23 protein-coding genes are annotated in these 18,257 nt (G+C 66.7%); 8 read left to right on the plus strand and 15 right to left on the minus strand.

The window, feature by feature from the left end:
• Positions 1-117: 117 nt before the first annotated feature.
• The 3 genes from NUV79_RS18635 (at position 118) to NUV79_RS18645 (ending at position 1,585) form a co-directional block, all read left to right on the plus strand.
• A complete protein-coding gene (locus NUV79_RS18635) occupies positions 118-549 on the plus strand; it encodes an RrF2 family transcriptional regulator (RefSeq protein ID WP_173048822.1) in 432 nt (143 codons plus the stop codon).
• A gap of 135 nt (positions 550-684) precedes the next feature.
• Positions 685-1,323, plus strand: coding sequence for a hypothetical protein (locus NUV79_RS18640; protein ID WP_173048820.1), 639 nt, complete (start codon positions 685-687; stop codon positions 1,321-1,323).
• On the plus strand, positions 1,307-1,585 hold the full coding sequence (locus NUV79_RS18645; RefSeq protein WP_173048818.1) for a TehB family protein: 279 nt from the start codon (positions 1,307-1,309) through the stop codon (positions 1,583-1,585). Before NUV79_RS18640 ends, NUV79_RS18645 begins: the two co-directional genes overlap by 17 nt.
• An 18-nt stretch (positions 1,586-1,603) precedes the next feature.
• On the opposite strand, the gene NUV79_RS18650 is transcribed toward NUV79_RS18645, so the two are convergent.
• From NUV79_RS18650 to NUV79_RS18720, 15 genes are all read right to left on the minus strand, one after another.
• Positions 1,604-2,296 carry a Crp/Fnr family transcriptional regulator gene (locus NUV79_RS18650; RefSeq protein WP_244639020.1) on the minus strand — a complete coding sequence of 231 codons (693 nt, stop codon included), beginning with the start codon at positions 2,294-2,296 and terminating at the stop codon, positions 1,604-1,606.
• A 102-nt stretch (positions 2,297-2,398) separates the two neighbouring features.
• Complete coding sequence (locus NUV79_RS18655) at positions 2,399-2,668, minus strand: hypothetical protein (RefSeq protein ID WP_173048814.1); 270 nt, start codon at positions 2,666-2,668, stop codon at positions 2,399-2,401.
• A gap of 1 nt (position 2,669) precedes the next feature.
• The gene (locus tag NUV79_RS18660) at positions 2,670-3,218 is read right to left on the minus strand and encodes a cytochrome c oxidase subunit 3 family protein (protein ID WP_173048811.1); all 549 of its coding nucleotides are present in this window, start codon (positions 3,216-3,218) and stop codon (positions 2,670-2,672) included.
• Positions 3,215-4,090: a formylglycine-generating enzyme family protein gene (locus tag NUV79_RS18665; RefSeq protein WP_257734584.1), complete on the minus strand. Its 876-nt coding sequence runs from the start codon at positions 4,088-4,090 to the stop codon at positions 3,215-3,217. The genes NUV79_RS18660 and NUV79_RS18665 overlap by 4 nt, the downstream gene beginning before the upstream one ends.
• Before the next feature lie 58 nt (positions 4,091-4,148).
• Positions 4,149-5,276: a copper-containing nitrite reductase gene (nirK, locus tag NUV79_RS18670; protein WP_173048807.1), complete on the minus strand. Its 1,128-nt coding sequence runs from the start codon at positions 5,274-5,276 to the stop codon at positions 4,149-4,151.
• Positions 5,277-5,390: 114 nt separating this feature from the next.
• Positions 5,391-5,675, minus strand: a complete 285-nt coding sequence (locus NUV79_RS18675; RefSeq protein WP_173048805.1) for a metal-sulfur cluster assembly factor — start codon at positions 5,673-5,675, stop codon at positions 5,391-5,393.
• The gene (locus tag NUV79_RS18680; RefSeq protein WP_173048803.1) at positions 5,672-6,214 is read right to left on the minus strand and encodes a DUF2249 domain-containing protein; all 543 of its coding nucleotides are present in this window, start codon (positions 6,212-6,214) and stop codon (positions 5,672-5,674) included. The genes NUV79_RS18675 and NUV79_RS18680 overlap by 4 nt, the downstream gene beginning before the upstream one ends.
• On the minus strand, positions 6,177-7,574 hold the full coding sequence (locus NUV79_RS18685) for a hypothetical protein (RefSeq protein WP_257734585.1): 1,398 nt from the start codon (positions 7,572-7,574) through the stop codon (positions 6,177-6,179). Before NUV79_RS18685 ends, NUV79_RS18680 begins: the two co-directional genes overlap by 38 nt.
• Before the next feature lie 27 nt (positions 7,575-7,601).
• Entirely contained in the window at positions 7,602-7,910 is a 309-nt protein-coding gene (locus NUV79_RS18690) for a DUF2249 domain-containing protein (protein WP_257734586.1), read from the minus strand.
• Positions 7,911-8,012: 102 nt separating this feature from the next.
• On the minus strand, positions 8,013-8,168 hold the full coding sequence (locus tag NUV79_RS18695; RefSeq protein ID WP_257734587.1) for a hypothetical protein: 156 nt from the start codon (positions 8,166-8,168) through the stop codon (positions 8,013-8,015).
• A gap of 174 nt (positions 8,169-8,342) precedes the next feature.
• Complete coding sequence (locus NUV79_RS18700; protein ID WP_257734588.1) at positions 8,343-10,235, minus strand: nitric oxide reductase activation protein NorD; 1,893 nt, start codon at positions 10,233-10,235, stop codon at positions 8,343-8,345.
• A gap of 10 nt (positions 10,236-10,245) precedes the next feature.
• Positions 10,246-11,064 carry a CbbQ/NirQ/NorQ/GpvN family protein gene (locus tag NUV79_RS18705; protein ID WP_374679298.1) on the minus strand — a complete coding sequence of 273 codons (819 nt, stop codon included), beginning with the start codon at positions 11,062-11,064 and terminating at the stop codon, positions 10,246-10,248.
• Positions 11,065-11,139: 75 nt separating this feature from the next.
• Positions 11,140-12,504 carry a cbb3-type cytochrome c oxidase subunit I gene (locus NUV79_RS18710; RefSeq protein WP_173048791.1) on the minus strand — a complete coding sequence of 455 codons (1,365 nt, stop codon included), beginning with the start codon at positions 12,502-12,504 and terminating at the stop codon, positions 11,140-11,142.
• A gap of 22 nt (positions 12,505-12,526) precedes the next feature.
• The gene (locus NUV79_RS18715) at positions 12,527-12,979 is read right to left on the minus strand and encodes a c-type cytochrome (RefSeq protein WP_173048789.1); all 453 of its coding nucleotides are present in this window, start codon (positions 12,977-12,979) and stop codon (positions 12,527-12,529) included.
• A gap of 189 nt (positions 12,980-13,168) precedes the next feature.
• Entirely contained in the window at positions 13,169-13,879 is a 711-nt protein-coding gene (locus NUV79_RS18720; RefSeq protein WP_257734589.1) for a Crp/Fnr family transcriptional regulator, read from the minus strand.
• 409 nt (positions 13,880-14,288) lie between these two features.
• Between NUV79_RS18720 and napE the strand changes: the two genes are divergently transcribed.
• Genes napE through NUV79_RS18745 form a run of 5 tightly spaced genes read left to right on the plus strand, consistent with a single transcriptional unit; the run spans position 14,289 to position 18,250 of the window.
• On the plus strand, positions 14,289-14,483 hold the full coding sequence (gene napE, locus NUV79_RS18725) for a periplasmic nitrate reductase, NapE protein (protein WP_173049803.1): 195 nt from the start codon (positions 14,289-14,291) through the stop codon (positions 14,481-14,483).
• 9 nt (positions 14,484-14,492) lie between these two features.
• Complete coding sequence (napF, locus tag NUV79_RS18730; RefSeq protein ID WP_173048784.1) at positions 14,493-15,002, plus strand: ferredoxin-type protein NapF; 510 nt, start codon at positions 14,493-14,495, stop codon at positions 15,000-15,002.
• Entirely contained in the window at positions 14,995-15,282 is a 288-nt protein-coding gene (locus NUV79_RS18735) for a chaperone NapD (RefSeq protein ID WP_173048782.1), read from the plus strand. The genes napF and NUV79_RS18735 overlap by 8 nt, the downstream gene beginning before the upstream one ends.
• Positions 15,279-17,780, plus strand: a complete 2,502-nt coding sequence (gene napA / locus NUV79_RS18740; RefSeq protein ID WP_173048780.1) for a periplasmic nitrate reductase subunit alpha — start codon at positions 15,279-15,281, stop codon at positions 17,778-17,780. The genes NUV79_RS18735 and napA overlap by 4 nt, the downstream gene beginning before the upstream one ends.
• On the plus strand, positions 17,747-18,250 hold the full coding sequence (locus tag NUV79_RS18745) for a nitrate reductase cytochrome c-type subunit (RefSeq protein ID WP_173048778.1): 504 nt from the start codon (positions 17,747-17,749) through the stop codon (positions 18,248-18,250). The genes napA and NUV79_RS18745 overlap by 34 nt, the downstream gene beginning before the upstream one ends.
• The last annotated feature ends 7 nt before the right edge of the window (positions 18,251-18,257 follow it).

The following is an 18,257-nucleotide window of genomic DNA, read 5'->3' on the forward strand; positions in this document are numbered from 1 at the left end:
ATATTATATTTGAATTAATCTAGATTAAAGAAGATGTTGATGTGGATATATTACGCCGCGACCTCGGCAAAATGCTAGGGGATTACTGGGTCGCGGCAGGGAGAGACGGATTCTGGAATGCGGTTGACCCAATTCAGTGAATACGCGCTGCGGCTCCTCATCTTCGCGGCGGCTCATCCCGACCGCTTGGTCACCGTCGAAGAAGCAGCGGCCTCATACGACATTTCGCGAACGCATCTGATGAAGGTGGCCAACCTCCTCGTGCGGCACGATTTCCTCAAGGGCGTGCGCGGGCGTTCGGGCGGGCTGACGCTGGCGCTGCAGCCGGAGGCGATTTCGCTGGGTGCGATCATCCGCGTGACGGAGCCGGCCTTTTCCATCGTGGAATGCTTTGGCGAGGCGGAGGGGCGTTCGCTTTTGAGCCTGGATCGTTGGCGCGGCATCCTCTCCGGGGCGATGGAGGTTTTTCTGGCCGAGCTCGACAGATATTCGCTGCGCGACCTCGCCGCTGATCCCGAGCGTTTCGGCATCGGCCGGCCGGCTGCCTGAGATGTCCTCATATGCCCTGCGGCGATCGACAGCTGCTTGCGTCGGCGCAAAAGGCGCGCCGCCAGATTGCGCTAGATTGGAGCAGTTTTTCGGATGCTCGGGCGCGGTGCGCCCGGTTGAGATCGAGGTGGCTTGATGACGTTTCCGTCCTTTTTTGCGCAGGCTCCGCGCCTCAAGGTGAGGGATCCGCTCGCTGCCTTTCTCGGCGCCAGCGAAGATGGCATCCTGGATTACAGCTACGAGGATGCGGTGCGCCTTGCCGGCCATTCCTGCCCAGCCGTCGCAGGCGCCTATCTGATGGTCATCAACGGCCTTTCCTACCTCTATGAAGACGAACTGCCGGAGCGCGGCGGCGTCGAGGTGCTGATGCGGGACGAGCGCGACCAGGGGACGACTGGCGTTCTGGCCTCAGTCGTGACGCTGCTCACCGGAGCTACGGCGGAAAGCGGCTTTCACGGCATCGGCCCGGCGCATCGTTTTGCCCGGCGTGACCTGCTTCGGTTCGGGGCCGACATCGAAGGGGTCATGGCGCTGCGCCGCCGCGACACCGGGCAGGGGGTGGTTGTCGACATCGACACCGGAGCGGTGCCGCATGCCGAGGAGATGGCCGCCGTCATGCCTCGGGCCGTATCCGGGCAGGCCGATGAGGCGGGCCTCTCCAGCTTCGCCGCGCTCTGGCAGGATCGCGTCCGCCGCATGCTCATCGATCATGCGGACGATCCCAAGCTGATCCATCTCTACGACTGGGAGGCAGCCGATGCCCCGGTGGCCTGAGGGGCTCGTCGCTTATCGGCGTTCGCCAGAGTTTACCGAAGACACCATTCCGGGCGGCCTGCTCAAGGCTCATGCCACGAAGCCGGGCGTCTGGGCCAAGCTGCATGTGCTCGCCGGCTCGTTGCGCTTCCGCGATCTGCAGAACGGCGAAGAATTGCTGCTGTCAGAGGGCGTCCATCCGCAGATATTCCCGGCCTCGTTGCACGAGGTCGAGCCTTGCGGCCCCATTCGCTTCTTCGTGGAGTTCTACAAGCCGCAGTGAGGCACGCGGATCATCCCGCTACTTCACGTTCTCGGCGAGCCGTTTCAGCGCAGGCGCATCGCAAACCACGAGCTTCTGCCGGCCGCCTTCGACCAGTCCCTGCGTCTCCCAGGCGCTGAGGATGCGCGAGACCGTATGCAGGGTGGTTCCGGTCATTTCTGCGATGTCGCGGCGCGAGATCGGAAAATCAACGCGCATGCCGGCCACATCGCGTTTCCCGGCCTGCTCGATCAGTCGCAGCACGGCATGGGCCACGCGGCGCTCGACTTCCTCGGTGGACATCTCGCGGATGCGTGTATGGGCCTCGTCGAGACGCTGGCCGATGGTCCGTATGGCGTTCATCGCCAGGTGCGGATTGTCTTCGACGAAGCTGTCCCAGGATTCGCTCGGCCATGCCGAAACGAGGCTGTCGACGGCGGCCGTCGCGGTTCCCGGATAGTCGGGGCGGCTGAGTGCGCGCGTAAAGCCGAACAGGTCCCCGGGGTGGACGACACGGACGATGATCTGCTGACCATCACGCGTCACCTGCGTCACCTTGAGCCGGCCATGCAGCAGGAGATAGAAGGCCTTTGCCGGATCGCCCTGCTCGAAGACCGCCTCGCCCTGGGGAATTCGCCGCGCGCTCGCTTGCGCGGTCATGCGGTCGAGCTGCGCGTCGCTCATGGCCGCGAAAAGCGGGATGCTACGCAGCACGCTGCGATCCAAAGCCACGGTGCTGCCTTCCCTGTGCGCGGTTCCAAACGTGCCCGCATTCTGATTTCACGCAGACGGGATGCGGAATAAGACCGCAATCGCGACAGGGGTTCAAGTGCGTCACGATATCCCGGAGAGCGCGATCCTGGCGCCTGCCAACAGGCATATCAGAGCCGCATAGCCGATCAGGGCGCCGGCCAGCACCACGTTCTCCCGCTGCAGCTGCATGAAGCCCAGCACGACGAGTATCGCCTTCGTCAGGCTGAGCGCCGCGATGGCCGCGCCCCGAAACCCGGCGGGCAGGACGGAGGCTGCGAGCAGGCTCAGCCCCGTTGCAACGAACAGGCAGATGAGAATGGCCGGGAGGGGCAGGGCAGGAGAAAAACGCATGTCAGCCGAGATAGACGACGGGGAGGATCAGGAGCCAGACGAGGTCGATCAGGTGCCAGATCGTGGCGACGCCGGCGATATGCCTCGGCGTCGGTCGCCAGGCGACGAGCAGCAGCAAGCCGGCGACGAACAGGACATGAGCGAAGTGGAAGCCGACGATGAGCATGTAGAGCTCGGCGAGGCGTGCTTCCATGGCGGCCAGCGCCGGAAGTTCGTGGGTGAACGCGACGATCTTGAGGCCGCAGAATATGAGGCCGCCCAGAGCTGCGGCAATGAGATTGCCTAGTGGCTGCCATCCGGACGCCGCCCGAGCGGCGAAGAAGCCACTGGAGACGAGTATGGCCGTGGCGATGCCCGCGAGCGGAAGGTCGAGTTCGCCGCGCACGGCAGCCAGCGCAGCGGGATCGAGCATTCCCAACAGCAGGAAGGCGCCGAGCAGAGCGCCGAAGACGGCGAGCTCGCTCCAGATCAGGATCCAGAGCAGGAGCTCGATGCCACTCCCGGCTTCCGGCTGCGTGGTATCCAGGCCCTCGCGTAACGCGACGTTCATGCCGGCAGCAGCCTGCGCAGCCGGTCGCGCCAGCTCTGCTCGCGGACCAGCCGGAAGCCGAGATTGTCGGGCGGAGTCGCCACCGAGCAGCCGCCCGCCTTCGGGTTGCGAATGAAGAAGCTCATCGGGGCGCGATGCTGGCCCTCGACGACATAGATCCCGCAATTGGTGGTCTCGCTGGTCGTCCGGCCGGCAGCATCCTGCGTGACGCGCCGTAAGCAGGTCTGCGTCCATTCCCAGACATTGCCGGCGATGTCGTGGACGCCGTGCTCGTTCGCGCCGAAGCTGCCGATCGGCAGGGGGGCCGGGTCGGAAGCTGCCTTGCGATTGGCTTCTCGTTCGTAGTCTGCAAGCCAGCGCAGCGCCGGGTTGGTCTCGCTGCCGTCCAGGCCCCGCGCGTCGTCGACGAAGCGCGAGCCGGCGGCCTGAGCCCATTCGCCATCGCTCGGCAGACGCCAGGCGGCGGCTGTCTCGCGAGACAGCCAGTTGGCGTAGTCGATGGCGTCGGCATGGCTGACGCCAGTCACCGGCAGGTCTCCGCGAGCCGCCGCATGATCGAGGTTCCTACAGGCCCCGGCGCTGATGCAGCGCGCAAAATCAGCGGCGGTTACCTGATACCGCATGATCTCGAGCGGCTGCGCGAGCCGGACGGTCACGCGCGGGGCGTCGATCGGGCGGCCCGCGCGGCTGTACTCGCCGTCGACGCGGTGCAACAGCGTCGCCGGAGGCACGATGGCCGTTTGGGGCATGGGGAAGGCCGGTACGGCGTGGTTCGCGGGGCCGGCGAGCAGAAGTGCTGCGGCACCCGCCATGAACAGGAAGCCGAGGGAAGTCGTCAGTCTCGGCAGTGAAGTGTTGAGCGTCGTACCCATGGCCGGAAGCCCTATTGGGAAGGAGCCTCCCCGCTGGTCGCGGGGAGGCTGAGAGAAGTCAGATGCCGGCCGGGGCCACGATCTGCTTCATCAGGTCGTCGTTCCACTCGCCTTCGACCTTGAAGTGGCCGGCGGCACCGAGTTCGAACGCCTCGATCAGGTTGTGGTTGACGTAGGCGTAGATCCCCGGCTGCAGGAAGGTGTAGAGCGCCGCCCCCGCACAGCCGCCGGGGATGAACCAGGTCTCGAGGTCCCGCTCTGGCGGGTTCCGGAACTTGCCCGTCGCCCAGACATAGTCGCCATGGCCACCGATCAGGTGCGGGCGGGTGTCACGGTTCGCCTGCGAATGCAGGATCAGCACCGTCTCGCCGACCTTGGCGGTGAGCGCGTTCTTGCCGGTCAGGGCGCCGACCTTGCCGTTGAAGACGACATGGCTCGGGGTCAGCGTGCGCATCGCCTTGGCGACATCCTCATGCGCTTCGCCAGGGCTGGCATAGCGCTTGAACTTGCCGTTCTCGTCGCGCGGCACGTAGAAGTCCTGCTCGCCGACATAATAGGCCTTGTCGTACTTCAGCGGCTTGCCCTGATGGTCCTTCAGTCCGTCGCGCGGCAGCACCGTGATGGCGCCGTTCATGCCGGCCGTAACGTGCCAGGGCACCATGCCCGGAGGGGCGCAGTGGTAGACGAATACGCCCGGGCGGGTGGCTTTCCAGCGCAGCACGACCTTCTCGCCGGGGTTGACCTCGGTCAGGGCGCCGCCGCCGAGCGCACCTGTCGACGAATGGAAGTCGATGTTGTGCATCAGCTCGTTGGTTTCGGCGTTGATCAGCGTCAGCTCGACATAGTCGCCCTCGTGGACAACCATCATCGGGCCCGGGACCGTGCCGTTGAAGGTAAAGGCGAAGGTCTCGGTTCCGGCGTCGTCAAGAATGATCTTCTTCTCGCGGATGGTCATCGTGAACTCGACGACCTTGGGGCCTCCGGTCGCGACCTGCTCATGCGCATGCACGAAGGGGGGATCGACCAGCTTCGGCTTGATGCGCGGCAGCTTCGCAATATCGGCGGCGGTGGCCTTGGTCATCACGGCCTGGGCCTGCGCCGGTGCAGAGGCGGCCTGGACGATCGCCCCGGTGGCTGCCGCCCCCGCCAGTATGCTACGGCGGGTCAGTTTGAGTTCTTCGCCCATGGCTTGTCTCCTTCCAATGACCGTCAATGGATCGGTCATGAGCACTTTAGGAGCCTGGCGAATTCGATCTTTGTTGCAGCACAACATCTCTGACGATTGCCGCTGGACACTAGGTCACTCGGCGGCGACCATTGCTGGCTCCCAGGCCGGCTCATAGGTCAGCGTTACGGTGACGCCCGTGACGCCCTCGACGGCGCCGGCGGCAAAGGCCACGGCCTCCTTCAGGAAGCCGGTGAGCGGGCAGCCACGCGTGGTCGTCGTCATGGTGATCGCGACCGAACCGTCCGGCGCCGCCGCGATCGCGTAGATCAGGCCGAGGTCGATGATGCTGCGGCCCATCTCGGGGTCGAGCACGTCACGCAGCGCGATCTCGACGAGGCGCTCCAGATTGGTGCTCATCCGTGCGCCCTCCCGCCGCCATGGCGCACGAGCAGGCGATAGGCCGTGCCGGACGCGTCGAAATTGCCGGCCCATTCATGCTGGCGCTTGGCCAGTTCCGGAAAGAGGAAGACCGGCTCGCGGGCGAGCAGTGCGAACAGCACATCGCCGGGCTGCAGCGCCTCGAGTGCTTCAAGGATGCGCACCATCGGCTCCGGCGGTTCGAGATCGATCAGGTCGAGCTCCTCGACGGGGTCGCCCCAGAAGATGGCGGAGGGGCTGCTGCCCGTGGCGAGCCCGGCCTCGGCCTGCATCTCGGCGACAGGCGAAAACACGACTTCCCAGTCGCCGCCGTCGAGCGGGCGGTCACTGGCGGAGAAGCCGCGATTGGCCATCACCGAGAACAGCGGCACCGGCCGGAAGGGCGCGACGAGGCGCAGGGACTCGCCCGGCGCCAGCGCGCCGACGGCCTCCATGATCGCCTGGAACGGCTCCTCGCCGGCCAGCAGCATCGGGCGGACGTCAAGCTCGCGGATGGGCGATGGTTCCGGTGTGGACATGGTCCGGTCTCCTTTCCTCTGCCCGAGCGGCGAAGAGCCTGGGGCGTTCATGCGCCGGCGGCCGGTCGGCAGCCTTGATCTGCGACAAGCGGCGGATGTGGACCAGCTCGGCGGCGATGCCGATCGTTCCCGCCAGGCCGATCGCCATGCTCGATCGGAAGCCGCCGGTCGCCTCCATCGCGAGCGCCGCCGTTCCGAACGCGACCCCTGCATAGTAGAGCAGGAACCACCAGCCGGTGCGCGGCATGGCGACGAGATCGCCGACGCGCGGCGCCGGGCCGCGCCCGAGCCGGGGCGCATAGGTTTCGAGCCAGGTCATGAAGGAGACGATCTTCACGAGCTGCGCCAGCGTCAAGCCGCCAAGCCAGCCGAAGACGACGAGGAAGACGAGTGCCGCGATCGAGCCGTCCCCGGCATGGGCCACGACGGCGACCGGCAGCAGCGCCAATCCAAGCGCGAGCGCCGCAAAGGCGGGAATGCTGGCGAGCATGTTGATCTCCAGCGCCTTGCGCCTGCGGGCGCTGTAAAGCGCGAGGATGCCCCGGCCGTAGAGGAGGCTGGCCAGGACGAGCATGATGAGCGCCGCTACGATCCAGGTGGCGCCGGGCTCGATGCCGGCGAAGGGGGCGGCGAGGCCCGCGAAGGCGAGGCCGAGCCCCAGGCTGGCCAACAGCAGCACCGGGCGCACCCCGCGTGCGGGCGGCTCCGGCGCCATCATGAACATGACGAAGAGGCGGTAGCTGACGCCGAAGGCGATCAGGCCGAGCCAGCCGCCCAGGCCGAGCAGGGCGTGGAAGGGCAGGCCGTCGGGAAGCAACGCGACGTGGCCGAGCCAGCCACCGCGTCCCGACAGGAGCGTGGTGAAGGCCGCGCCGCTCATCGCCGTGGCTGCGAGGCAGGCGAGGCCGACGAGGACGAAACGGGCGAACAAGGCGATGGGCCTCGCGTTCAGCAGCGTCGCGGCCAGCATCAGGCCGAGCAGGGTCAGGCCCGAGAGCAGCGCGGCGCCGCCCAGCGGCAGGAGGTCGAGCGGGGCGTCGATCCAGCCGGCCAGCGTGGCGAAGCCGGTGCTGAGCAGGATGAGGCCGGCGGCCAGCGCGGCCAGCACCGGCAGAGCGAGTTGGGGGAAGGCAAGCGGGCGGGAGACCAGAACCGGCACGAACTGCAGCAGCGCGCCGGCCATGGCGAGGCTGAGCCAGCCGACAGCCACGAGGTGGACGAGGACGAGTGTCGCGGGCTCCCCGAGGCCGGCGGCGGGATAGCCGATGCCGGCGACGGCGAGAGCCTCGGCCGCAAGCAGGAAGGCGAGCGCGGCCGCGAAGTAGCTCATCGTCCAGCGGGACAGCGATGCCATCGGCATGGCTGCGGTCTCCCGGATGCGAAGCGGTCAGTGACCGCAGGTGCAGGAATGGCCTTCGTCATGGCCGCCGCAATCGGCGGCATGTTCATCGCTGCCGGCTTCGTTGCGGCCGATCTCGACCTGCCAGATCTCCGGACCCTGGACGATGTAGCCCCAGGAATAGACGCCGGGATAACGCGCGTCGATCTGCCGGCGCAGCGGCGCGGGATCGTGATCGTTGACGATGCTGAAGGCATCGCCGGGGGAGAGCCGCTCCAGGATGCCGAAGATCGTGGCATGGCGCACGACCGGCGGAATCGTGCGCACGTCGAGCGGTTCGAGAGGCTGGATGGTCATGGTTCGGCTCCGGTTGCGGCCCCGATGCGGGCGGCTCTCCAGCCTAACGGAGCCCTCCCTGCGGCAATTTGCCGAAGCGCAAACTGCGCGCTTTTGGCGGCCTCACTGTTCGAGGAAGAGCAGGACGGCGGTGGCGAGCGACATCATGACGGCGGCGGCGACGCCGCCTTTCTGGAGCACGCCCATCCGGTAGAGCAGCAGGGCCATCACGATGATCGCGGGCGTGGCGACGACGAGACCCATCTGAGCGTCGGTCATGGCGTTCTCCTCAACGCTTGTCTTGACGTTCGAGCCCTCATCCTGAGGAGCAGCGGAAGGCTGCGTCTCGAAGGATGCTCCAGATGGTTCCGGAGCCTCCTGGAGCATCCTTCGAGACGCCATTTCTGGCGAAACGGCTCCTCAGGACGAGGGCTTGCTTTTGGCTTCGGGCACTCAGGTGGCCAGCGCGCGGTAAATCGCCGGCAGGGCGGCCGGCAGGCGATCGAGCCGGGCGACCACGGCGTGGCCATTGCGGCCGAAGAGATGCGGGATGTAAGCGCGCGATTCCCGGTCGACGGTGACGGCGAAGACGCAGATGCCGGCGCGCCGCGCCTCGATCACCGCCATGCGCGTATCCTCCATCGCGAAGCGGCCTTCGTAATGGTCGATGTCGTTGGGCTTGCCGTCGGTCAGGACGAGCAGGAGCTTGCGCCGATCGGGCCTCGCCTTCAGGCCGGCTGCGGCATGGCGGATCGCCGTGCCGATGCGCGTGTAGTAGCCGGGCTTCAGGGCGGCGATGCGCGCCTCCACCGCCGGTCCCATCGCTTCGTCGAAGCGCTTCACCGTCTCGATCCGCACCCAGTCGCGCCGGCGCGAGGTGAAGGTGAGGATCTCGTGGCGGTCGCCGCAGGCGGCCAGGCCATGGGCAAAGACGGTGAGCGCCTGCTTCTCGACATCGAGCACGCGCAGATCGTCGAACCAGGAATCGGTCGAGAGCGAGACGTCCATCAGCGTGGTCACGGCGAGGTCGTGCGCCTGCGGCCGGCTCGCCAGATGGATGCGGTCGCTGCCGGAGCCGCCGGCGGCGAGATCGGCCTGGCGGCGCACCACGGCGTCGAGGTCGAGATCGGGGCCGTCGATCTGGCCTCGCTGCGGCTCGCGGAGCGGCCGCAAGGCCTCGAACTGCCGCCGCACTTGGCGCACCAGCGCGCGGGTCGCGGCATCCTGCACCGGCGGCACCAGCTCCTGCTGGGCCAAACCGGCAAGCACGCGGCAATGATCCTCACGATAGGAGGCGCTGCGGAAATCCCATTCCGGATAGGACAGGGCGCCGGCGATCGCCGTCTCGTCCATCGCCTCCGGGGGCAGGTCGAGATCGAAGCGGAAGCGCGAAGCCGGGCGGCCCTTGCGCTCGCTCAGGACCATCTCGTCGAGCTCGTCGGCGGCTTCCGGGTCATGTTCCTCGCTGTCGTCGGAGGGACGGTCGACCGCGACCATCTCCGACATCGCCAGGATCTTCTCGAAGCGGTTGAGGATGAAGGGGCTGCGCTCGCGCCACTCTTCCGCCGTCTCGTCGCGGCTGGCGGTATAGGCCTTCATCTGCTCCTCGGCCCTCGTCGAAGCCGGCGGCGGCTGGTCCTCGTCGCGCCGGCGCGTGCGGGCGGGAGCGACCGCGCTCGCCAACGGCCAGAGCGGCACGCCGAGGGCCGGCAGATAGCGGGCCGGCGCAGCCATCGACCAAGCCGCGGACGAAAGGTCGACGTCGTCGCCCCGCAGCAGCGCGCAGATGAGCGCCTCCACTTTCGCCTCGGTCGCGGGCAGGCCCTGGCGGTGCCGGCCGGCCAGCGTCGCCTCGGCAAGCCGGCGGTAGACAGGGACCAAGCCGGCGAAGCTTTCGAGAACGGTCGAGACCAAAGCGCGTGCCGCCGCGATCAGGGCAAGGTCGCGCCGGAGCGGATCGCCCTGCGCCACCGGGGCGGGCGGCGCAGCCGACATGGCGGCAGCGAGCCAGACATACAGATCGCGATTGAGGCTGCGCTCCGGGAAGAGGGCGATCTCGGCCGGAAGCTGCAGGCTGTCCGGCGTGCGGAGCGCCTGGACCAGCCGCTCCTCGCCGAGGCCGACGCGCTGACGCAGCCGCAGCCGGTGGGTGGCCGCGCGCCCGCGTGCCGGAACGATCCTGACGCCCGGCTCACCGCCGAAGCCGCGGAAGCAGACGGCCAGCGTCGACGTGATCGAGGACAATGCCACCGCAGCTTCGGGATGATGCGGCAAGCTGGCGGTATCGCCGACCAGCTTGTGCCAGAAGCGCCCGACCGTCTCTTCCATTTCCAGGAAGTCCAGCATCGCGGCGCTCCTAGGCGAGGACGGCGCGGGCGATTTCGACCAGCCCCGCGCGGACTTCGGGTTCGTCTGTCAGCGGCTCGATGATCGCGGCCATCACGGCTTCCTGCCGAGGCAGGCCGGCGGCGATCAGGCTTGCGGCATAGACGAGGAGGCGGGTCGAGACGCCTTCCTCGATGTCCTGGCCCTTGAGCGTGCGCAGACGACGGGCGAGATCGACCAGCGGCGCGACCGCGGCCTCGTCGAGCCCGCTTTCCTGCGCGACGACCGCGATCTCCTGATCGCGCGGCAGGAAGTCGAAGCTGATCGAGACGAAGCGCTGCCGGGTCGAGGGCTTCAGGTTCTTCAGAAGGTTCTGGTAGCCGGGGTTGTAGGAGACCGCGATCATGAAGGAGGGCGGGGCCGCGAGCAGCTCGCCGGTGCGCTCCAGCGGCAGGATGCGCCGGTCGTCGGTGAGCGGATGCAGCACCACCGCCACGTCCTTGCGGGCCTCGACGATCTCGTCGAGATAGCAGAGCCCGCCCTCGCGCACGGCCCGCGTCAGGGGGCCGTCGACCCAGACGGTCTCGCCGCCCTTGAGCAGGTGGCGGCCGGTGAGATCCGCAGCGGACAGGTCGTCATGGCAGGAGACCGTGAAGAGCGGCAGGCCGAGCCTGCCGGCCATGTGCGCGACGAAACGGGTCTTGCCCGATCCGGTCGGCCCCTTCAGCAGCAGCGGCAGGCGCCGCTCCCAGGCCTTCTCGAACAGGAAGAGCTCGTTGCCGGAGGCGGTGTAGGCGGGGATGTCCGCGGGCGCAGGGATGGGCAGGCCGGCGGACGGCTTCTGGATCATGTTCATGCTGGTGTCCTCACGCGGTGGTGCGGAAATGGAGGCCCGGCGGCGGGGGCGCCGCCGGGCGAAGGTCCGTCATTCGGCAGGCTGGGCGAGGCCGATCGGCTCGGCACTCCGCTCGCGGCCGGGCACCAGGACGGCCCAGGCGAACATCAGCGCCGCGAGCACCACCGCGACCCCCGAGCCGAGCCGGATCCAGTAGAACAGGACAAGGTGCTCCTGGACCTCCATGAAGAACTGGCCCATCACGCGCTGGAGGTGGATCTGGACAACGCCCGCGAAGGTCAGGGCAAAGGTCATCACGATCATCGCCGAGCACATGAGCCAGAAGCTGACGATCGAGAGCCACTGGTTGTAGGGCGCGCGGCCCTTCAGCTCGGGGATCGCATAGGCCATCACGGCAAGGTTCAGCATCACATAGGCGCCGAAGAAGGCGAGGTGGCCGTGGGCGGCGGTGAGCTGCGTGCCGTGCGAGTAGTAGTTGACGAAGGATAGCGTGTTCAGGAAGCCCCAGATGCCGGCGCCGATGAAGGCCATGACCGAGCATCCGACCGACCAGAGCAGGGCGGCGCGGTTGGGGTGGTTGCGGCCCGCCTTCCAGGTCATGTGCACCGTGAAGAGGATCATGGTGAAGAACGGCGCGACCTCGAGCGTCGAGAACAGCGAGCCGATCCACTGCCAGTATCCGGGCGCGCCGATCCAGTAATAGTGATGGCCGGTGCCGAGGATGCCGGAGAACAGGGCGAGTCCGACGATGACGTAGAGCCACTTCTCCACGACCTCGCGGTCGACGCCGTTGAGCTTGATCATCAGGAAGGCCAGGACGGAGGCCATGATCAGCTCCCAGACGCCTTCCACCCAGAGATGGATGACATACCACCAATACATCTTGTCGAGCGCAAGGTTGGCCGGGTTGTAGAAGGCGAAGAGGAAGAAGATCGCCAGGCCCCAGAGGCCGAAGAGCAGGATGTTGGTGACGGTGGTCTTGCGGCCCTTCAGCGAGGTCATGGTGATGTTGAACAGGAAGATCAGCACGACCACCACGATGCCGACCTTGATGATGAAAGGCTGCTCGAGGAATTCCCGCCCCTCATGGATGCGGAAGAGATAGCCGACGACGGCGATCGCGGCCGCGATGAAGAACAGCCAGAACTGCAAAACGGCGAGCTTGCGGCTGTAAAGTTCGGTCTGCGCCTCCTCGGGCAGCAGATAGTAGGTTGCGCCCATGAAGCCGAGCAGCAGCCAGACCACCAGCGCATTGGTGTGGATCATGCGCACGATGTTGAAGGGCAGCAGCTCAGACAGCGTGTTCGGCAGCACGTAGATCAGGCCGGCGACCAGCCCGAAGGTGACCTGGGCGAGGAACAGCGTCAGCGCGCCGTAGAAATACAGCATCGCGACGTTCTGGGTCTGATATCTGGTCGTATTGTAGCCTGGCATGGCTCTCTCCTGTCGCGACATCTCAGCCGGCATCGTTGGGCGGCCAGTTCTGGGTCTTGATCCGGCTCGTCCATTCCAGGAAGTCGGCGAGATCGTTGAGTTCCTGCTCGGTCAGGTTGAACTGCGGCATCTGGCGCCGGCCCTCGATCCCTGTCGGCTGGGCCGCCATCCAGGCCTTCAGGCTCTCGCGGGCGCCGGCCGCGTCCTTGTCGCCGCCGTAGCGCTTCCAGACATTGCCCAGTTCCGGCGCGAAATAGGCACCTTCGCCCAGCAGCGTGTGGCAGTTGATGCAGGAATTGCGCTCCCAGACATGCTTGCCGCGGGCGACCGCGGGCGTCAGCGTCGACTCGTCGGTGGATTTCGTCCGCATGTACCAGTGGCTATGGGCTGTGAGCCCGACGAAGATGGCGAAGAAGAAGATCGATCCGCCGTAGAAGACATTTCGGGCTCCCGCCTTTGTCAGACGTTCGGCCATGCGTGCACCCTTCCGTTGCGCCTTGTTGAGGCGACGCCGGCACCGCCGGCTCTTGACCCGCCGCGCGGGCAGGGAAGACCGGTCTTATCGGCCGCGGCGCCCGGCCTCTTTGCGCTTCGGCAAACAATCCGCCGACCCCTGGGGCCATCCATCCGGGTATGGCCGCGTCGCGTGGCGCAGCTTCGCCGATCAGCGTGGTGCCGGGCCGGCTAAACGGGCCGTGGCGAGGTCGACTAGGGCCGGTACGCTCTGGACCAGCAGTTCCCGCCTGCCACCGCCGATGATGCCCTGCCGCTCCCAATTCGTGAGAATGCGGGATGCGCTGTGCAGGGTCGTTCCCGTGAGCGCGGCAATGTCCTGCCGCGTGATGGGGAAATCGACCCGAATGCCCTTCTCGTCCTGCCGCCCTGCCTGATCAATCAGGCGCAGGACAAGATGGGCGATGCGGCGGGGAACATCGAGAGAGGCTATCTCGATGAGCCTGTCCTGAGTGACGGCCAGGCGGCGCTCTAGAACCCCCAACAGCCCGATCGCCAGGCCCGGCATGTCGTGCAGGAACCGGTTCCAGGTCTCGATGGGCCAGACGGCGAGCAGGCAGTCGCGCTGGGCGATAGCGGTGGTGGTCTGCCGGCTACCTTGCGTTCCGCCAGCGGGCCCGAAAGGCTCGCCCGGGTGAGCGATCCGCAGGATGACGCCGCCGCGGTGCCTACTGGCTCGCGAGAGCTTCACATGCCCGGACAGGATCAGGAAGAACTCGCCGACCGGCGCTCCTTCGGAAAACGCGCGCTCACCTTTCGCAAGATGCTGCAATGACGCCGCTGACGCGATGGCACGTCGCTCGGCATCGGACAGCGCCGCAAAGATCGGCAACCTTCTCAGATTCTGGGGAGTGAGTGTCATGACCGCGTGAAGGGGATGTCCGGAATCGCCAGGGGCGGCCGGATGCCGAGGGCAACCAAGGCGGGCTTTCCGTGTTTCGGAACGCTGCCCGTGATCTCAGCTAGTCGATCCAGAATCAGGCATGTTTGCGCTGCAGCAAACTCGGCGGTCGAAAGCTGCGCTAGGAAAAGCTTTGCGTCGCTCGTCTGTCGGGCAGGCTACCGCAGCACAGATCGTGGCGGGAGAGGGGCGCCGCGGTTTCGAAGGATTCGAACGGTTCAGTTTGCGCTACATCAAACTCAGCTCACAAATCGGGCGTGTCAGCACTTGTGAGGCTGTACAGCGGCGCAGAGCTGCTTATTCTCCTTCCTCGATCTCTAATCTGGCGACGGCGCGATACGTGATCGGCCGTCTTGGAGAAGGAAAAGAGATGGCGACGGAGACTGCGGGGGCGAGTGGCCCGGAAGCCGCTCCGGAGCGGCCGACGAAACGGGCCGAATTACTGGCTTTCCTGACGCTGGCCGTGCTGATTTGGCCGATCGTTGCCGTGGGCGTCGTCGGCGGATACGGCTTCCTGGTGTGGATGTCCCAGATCATCCTGGGCCCGCCCGGGCCGCCGCATTGAGGCCGGGCGATGGAACGCTCCGTCATCGATCGTGGGCGCCGTAATTTCCTGACGGGCCGGCGCCTTTCGCCGCCCGACAGGCCGCGCCCGCCCTGGGCGCGCGCGGCTTCCGTCGCTGCCGCCTGCACCGGCTGCGGGGCCTGCGTGCCTGCCTGTCCGCAGGGGATCGTCGCGCTCGACGAAACCGGCCGGCCCGCCCTCGATTTCTCGCGAAACGACTGCAGCTTCTGCGGCGCCTGTGCCGAGGCTTGTCCGGAACCGGTCTTCGACCGGGCCATTCCGGCCTTCGAGCATCGGGCCGTCATCGGCGCGGATTGCTTCGCCGGACGCGGTATCGTCTGCCAGAGCTGCGGCGATGCCTGCCCGGAGAGTGCGATCCGTTTCCGGCCACGGCTCGGCGGCCCGGCTTTGCCCGAGATCGCGAGCGATCGCTGCAACGGGTGCGGCGCCTGCGTCGCAGCCTGTCCGGCGCAGGCCGTCGCCGTCAGCATGCTGCCGCAGGAGGCCGCCCATGGCTGAGACTGCGCGCCCGCGCTTCCATCATATTTCGAGCGCCGTTGTCTCGGCCCTGCCGGCGCAGGTCGAGGCTGTGCTCGCCCGTATCGCAGAGCTTCCCGAGACCGAGATCCATCGGGTCGAGAACGGCAAGATCGTGATCGTGCTGGAAGGCTCCAGCACCGGCGTGATCGGCGACCGGCTGGCCGCCATCAGCCTGATCGACGGCGTGCTCTCGGCCAACATGGTGTTCGAGCAGATCGAAGACCTCGAAACCCTCGACGACCCCGGAGTGATCCCATGACCCTGTCCCGTCGCGAGATGCTGAAGGCGCAGGCGGCCGGCGTCGCCGCGCTTGCCGCCAATATGAGCGTGCCGGCCGAAGCCCAGCCGGTGACCGGCGGCGTCGACAGTCTGCAGATCAAATGGTCGAAGGCGCCGTGTCGCTTCTGCGGCACCGGCTGCGGCGTCATGGTCGGCGTCAAGGAAGGCAAGGTCATCGCCACCCATGGCGACATGAAGGCCGACGTCAATCGCGGCCTGAACTGCATCAAGGGCTATTTCCTCTCCAAGATCATGTACGGCAACGACCGGCTGACCCAGCCGCTGCTGCGCAAGAAGAACGGCGTCTACGCCAAGGACGGCGAGTTCACGCCGGTCTCCTGGGAGGAGGCCTTCGACACCATGGCCGCCAAGGCCAAGGCGACGCTCAAGGCCAAGGGGCCGACCGCGCTCGGCATGTTCGGCTCCGGCCAGTGGACGATCTTCGAAGGCTACGCCGCGACCAAATTGATGCGGGCCGGCTTCCGCTCCAACAATCTGGACCCCAACGCCCGCCACTGCATGGCCTCGGCCGCCTACGCCTTCATGCGCACCTTCGGCATGGACGAGCCGATGGGCTGCTACGACGATTTCGAGCATGCCGACGCCTTCGTGCTTTGGGGCTCGAACATGGCGGAGATGCACCCGATCCTGTGGACGCGAGTGACCGACCGCCGGCTCGGCCAGCCGCATGTGAAGGTCGCGGTGCTCTCGACCTATACTCACCGCAGCTCCGACCTCGCCGACATCCCGATCGTGTTCAAGCCGGGCACGGACCTCGCGATCCTCAACTACATCGCCAACCACATCATCACGACCGGGCGGGTGAACAAGGATTTCGTCGGCAAGCACACCACCTTCGTGAAGGGCGCGACCGAGATCGGCTACGGCCTGCGGCCAGACGATCCGCGCGAGGTCAAGGCGCGCAAGGCGGAGGATGTCACCGCGACGACGCCGATCGATTTCGAGGCCTATGCCGCCTTCGTGAAGGATTACACGCTGGAGAAGGTCTCGGCCCTGACCGGGGTCGAGCCCGGCTTCCTGCAGCAGCTCGCCGAGCTCTATGCCGATCCCAAGCGCAAGGTCACCTCGTTCTGGACGATGGGCTTCAACCAGCATGTGCGCGGCGTCTGGGCGAACCAGCTCGTCTACAACCTGCATCTGCTGACGGGGAAGATCTCCGAGCCGGGTAACAGCCCGTTCTCGCTCACCGGCCAGCCCTCGGCCTGCGGCACGGCGCGCGAGGTTGGTACTTTCGCCCATCGCCTGCCGGCCGACATGACGGTGACCAATCCCGAGCACCGCAAGCATGCCGAGGAGATCTGGCGCGTCCCGCACGGGATCATCCCGGAAAAGCCCGGCTACCACGCCGTCGAGCAGGACCGGATGCTCAAGGACGGCAAGCTCAATTTCTACTGGATCCAGGTCAACAACAACCTGCAGGCCTCGCCGAACAACACCAACGAGGCCTATCCGGGCTATCGTAATCCTGACAATTTCATCGTCGTCTCCGATGCCTATCCGACGGTGACGGCAATGGCCGCCGACCTGATCCTGCCCGCCGCGATGTGGGTCGAGAAGGAGGGGGCCTACGGCAATGCCGAGCGGCGCACCCATGTCTGGCATCAGCTGGTGCAGGCGCCGGGCGAGGCGCGCTCCGACCTCTGGCAGCTCATGGAGTTCTCGAAGCGCTTCACCACCGACGAGGTCTGGCCGGCGGAAATCCTCGACGCCAACCCGAACTACAAGGGCAAGACGCTCTTCGACGTGCTCTACCGCAACGGCAATGTCGACAAGTTCGCCGCAAGCGAGATCGATCCCGAATACGACAATGTCGAAGCCAAGCATTTCGGCTTCTACGCGCAGAAGGGGCTGTTCGAGGAATATGCCGCCTTCGGCCGCGGCCATGGTCATGATCTCGGGCCTTACGACCTCTACCATCAGGTGCGCGGCCTGCGCTGGCCGGTGGTCGACGGCAAGGAGACGCTCTGGCGCTATCGCGAGGGGCTCGACCCCTATGTGAAGCCGGGCAAGGGCGTCGAGTTCTACGGCAACAAGGACGGCAAGGCCCGGATCATCGCCGTGCCCTACGAGCCGCCGGCGGAATCGCCCGACGCCGAATACGATCTCTGGCTCGTCACCGGCCGCGTGCTGGAACACTGGCATTCCGGCTCGATGACCATGCGCGTGCCGGAGCTCTACAAGGCCTTCCCCGGCGCGCGCTGCTTCATGCACCCTGAGGATGCCCGCAAGCGCGGGCTCAACCAAGGCGCCGAGATCACGGTGGTCTCGCGGCGCGGCGAGATGCGCACCCGCGTCGAGACGCGTGGGCGTAACCGCATGCCGCCCGGCGTGGTCTTCGTGCCCTGGTTCGACGCCAGCCAGCTCATCAACAAGACGACGCTCGACGCCACCGATCCCATCTCCAAGCAGACGGATTTCAAGAAATGCGCGGTCAAGATCGTTCCGGTCTCGGGCTGATGCGCTCGCGGACCTTCCTCGGGGCCGCCCTCGCGGCGGGCCTCGTCCTCGCCTTCGGTGCCGCCGTCTCGCAGGAGGGCGCGCCGGTGAAGATCGTGCCGCGCCTCACGGGCACCGCCGATCCGATGGCGCTCGAACGCGTTCCGGCTCTCGGCCGCCCGATCGTCGATGATGTCAGGCGCATGCGCAACTATCCCGAGCAGCCGCCGGTGATTCCGCATGCGATCGACGGCTACCAGCTCACCCTCAACACCAATCGCTGCATGGACTGCCACAAGCGCGAGTTCACGGAAGGCTCGGGCGCGCCGATGATCAGCGTGACCCATTTCCAGGACCGCGACGGGCAGGTGCTCTCGGATGTGACGCCGCGGCGCTATTTCTGCACCGCCTGCCATGTCCAGCAGACCGATGTTGCGCCCCTGGTCCCGAACCGGTTCCAGGACGCCAAAGACATCGGCCGGAAGCCATAGCGGGGCG

Source organism: Allobosea sp. 47.2.35, assembly GCF_024655635.1.
In the GTDB taxonomy this organism is placed as follows: domain Bacteria; phylum Pseudomonadota; class Alphaproteobacteria; order Rhizobiales; family Beijerinckiaceae; genus Allobosea.

What these genes read in the sequence shown, in the direction of transcription:
- NUV79_RS18705 (WP_374679298.1), bottom strand. Translation starts at nt 11,064, where the DNA reads ATGATCCAGAAGCCGTCCGCCGGCCTGCCCATCCCTGCGCCCGCGGAC.
- nirK (WP_173048807.1), bottom strand. Translation starts at nt 5,276, where the DNA reads ATGGGCGAAGAACTCAAACTGACCCGCCGTAGCATACTGGCGGGGGCG.
- NUV79_RS18645 (WP_173048818.1), top strand. Translation starts at nt 1,307, where the DNA reads ATGCCCCGGTGGCCTGAGGGGCTCGTCGCTTATCGGCGTTCGCCAGAG.
- NUV79_RS18665 (WP_257734584.1), bottom strand. Translation starts at nt 4,090, where the DNA reads ATGGGTACGACGCTCAACACTTCACTGCCGAGACTGACGACTTCCCTC.
- NUV79_RS18745 (WP_173048778.1), top strand. Translation starts at nt 17,747, where the DNA reads ATGCGCGGTCAAGATCGTTCCGGTCTCGGGCTGATGCGCTCGCGGACC.
- NUV79_RS18680 (WP_173048803.1), bottom strand. Translation starts at nt 6,214, where the DNA reads ATGTCCACACCGGAACCATCGCCCATCCGCGAGCTTGACGTCCGCCCG.
- napE (WP_173049803.1), top strand. Translation starts at nt 14,289, where the DNA reads ATGGCGACGGAGACTGCGGGGGCGAGTGGCCCGGAAGCCGCTCCGGAG.
- NUV79_RS18660 (WP_173048811.1), bottom strand. Translation starts at nt 3,218, where the DNA reads ATGAACGTCGCGTTACGCGAGGGCCTGGATACCACGCAGCCGGAAGCC.
- napA (WP_173048780.1), top strand. Translation starts at nt 15,279, where the DNA reads ATGACCCTGTCCCGTCGCGAGATGCTGAAGGCGCAGGCGGCCGGCGTC.
- NUV79_RS18720 (WP_257734589.1), bottom strand. Translation starts at nt 13,879, where the DNA reads ATGACACTCACTCCCCAGAATCTGAGAAGGTTGCCGATCTTTGCGGCG.
- NUV79_RS18655 (WP_173048814.1), bottom strand. Translation starts at nt 2,668, where the DNA reads ATGCGTTTTTCTCCTGCCCTGCCCCTCCCGGCCATTCTCATCTGCCTG.
- NUV79_RS18685 (WP_257734585.1), bottom strand. Translation starts at nt 7,574, where the DNA reads ATGCCGATGGCATCGCTGTCCCGCTGGACGATGAGCTACTTCGCGGCC.
- NUV79_RS18715 (WP_173048789.1), bottom strand. Translation starts at nt 12,979, where the DNA reads ATGGCCGAACGTCTGACAAAGGCGGGAGCCCGAAATGTCTTCTACGGC.
- NUV79_RS18635 (WP_173048822.1), top strand. Translation starts at nt 118, where the DNA reads ATGCGGTTGACCCAATTCAGTGAATACGCGCTGCGGCTCCTCATCTTC.
- napF (WP_173048784.1), top strand. Translation starts at nt 14,493, where the DNA reads ATGGAACGCTCCGTCATCGATCGTGGGCGCCGTAATTTCCTGACGGGC.
- NUV79_RS18640 (WP_173048820.1), top strand. Translation starts at nt 685, where the DNA reads ATGACGTTTCCGTCCTTTTTTGCGCAGGCTCCGCGCCTCAAGGTGAGG.
- NUV79_RS18700 (WP_257734588.1), bottom strand. Translation starts at nt 10,235, where the DNA reads ATGCTGGACTTCCTGGAAATGGAAGAGACGGTCGGGCGCTTCTGGCAC.
- NUV79_RS18695 (WP_257734587.1), bottom strand. Translation starts at nt 8,168, where the DNA reads ATGACCGACGCTCAGATGGGTCTCGTCGTCGCCACGCCCGCGATCATC.
- NUV79_RS18735 (WP_173048782.1), top strand. Translation starts at nt 14,995, where the DNA reads ATGGCTGAGACTGCGCGCCCGCGCTTCCATCATATTTCGAGCGCCGTT.
- NUV79_RS18710 (WP_173048791.1), bottom strand. Translation starts at nt 12,504, where the DNA reads ATGCCAGGCTACAATACGACCAGATATCAGACCCAGAACGTCGCGATG.
- NUV79_RS18690 (WP_257734586.1), bottom strand. Translation starts at nt 7,910, where the DNA reads ATGACCATCCAGCCTCTCGAACCGCTCGACGTGCGCACGATTCCGCCG.
- NUV79_RS18675 (WP_173048805.1), bottom strand. Translation starts at nt 5,675, where the DNA reads ATGAGCACCAATCTGGAGCGCCTCGTCGAGATCGCGCTGCGTGACGTG.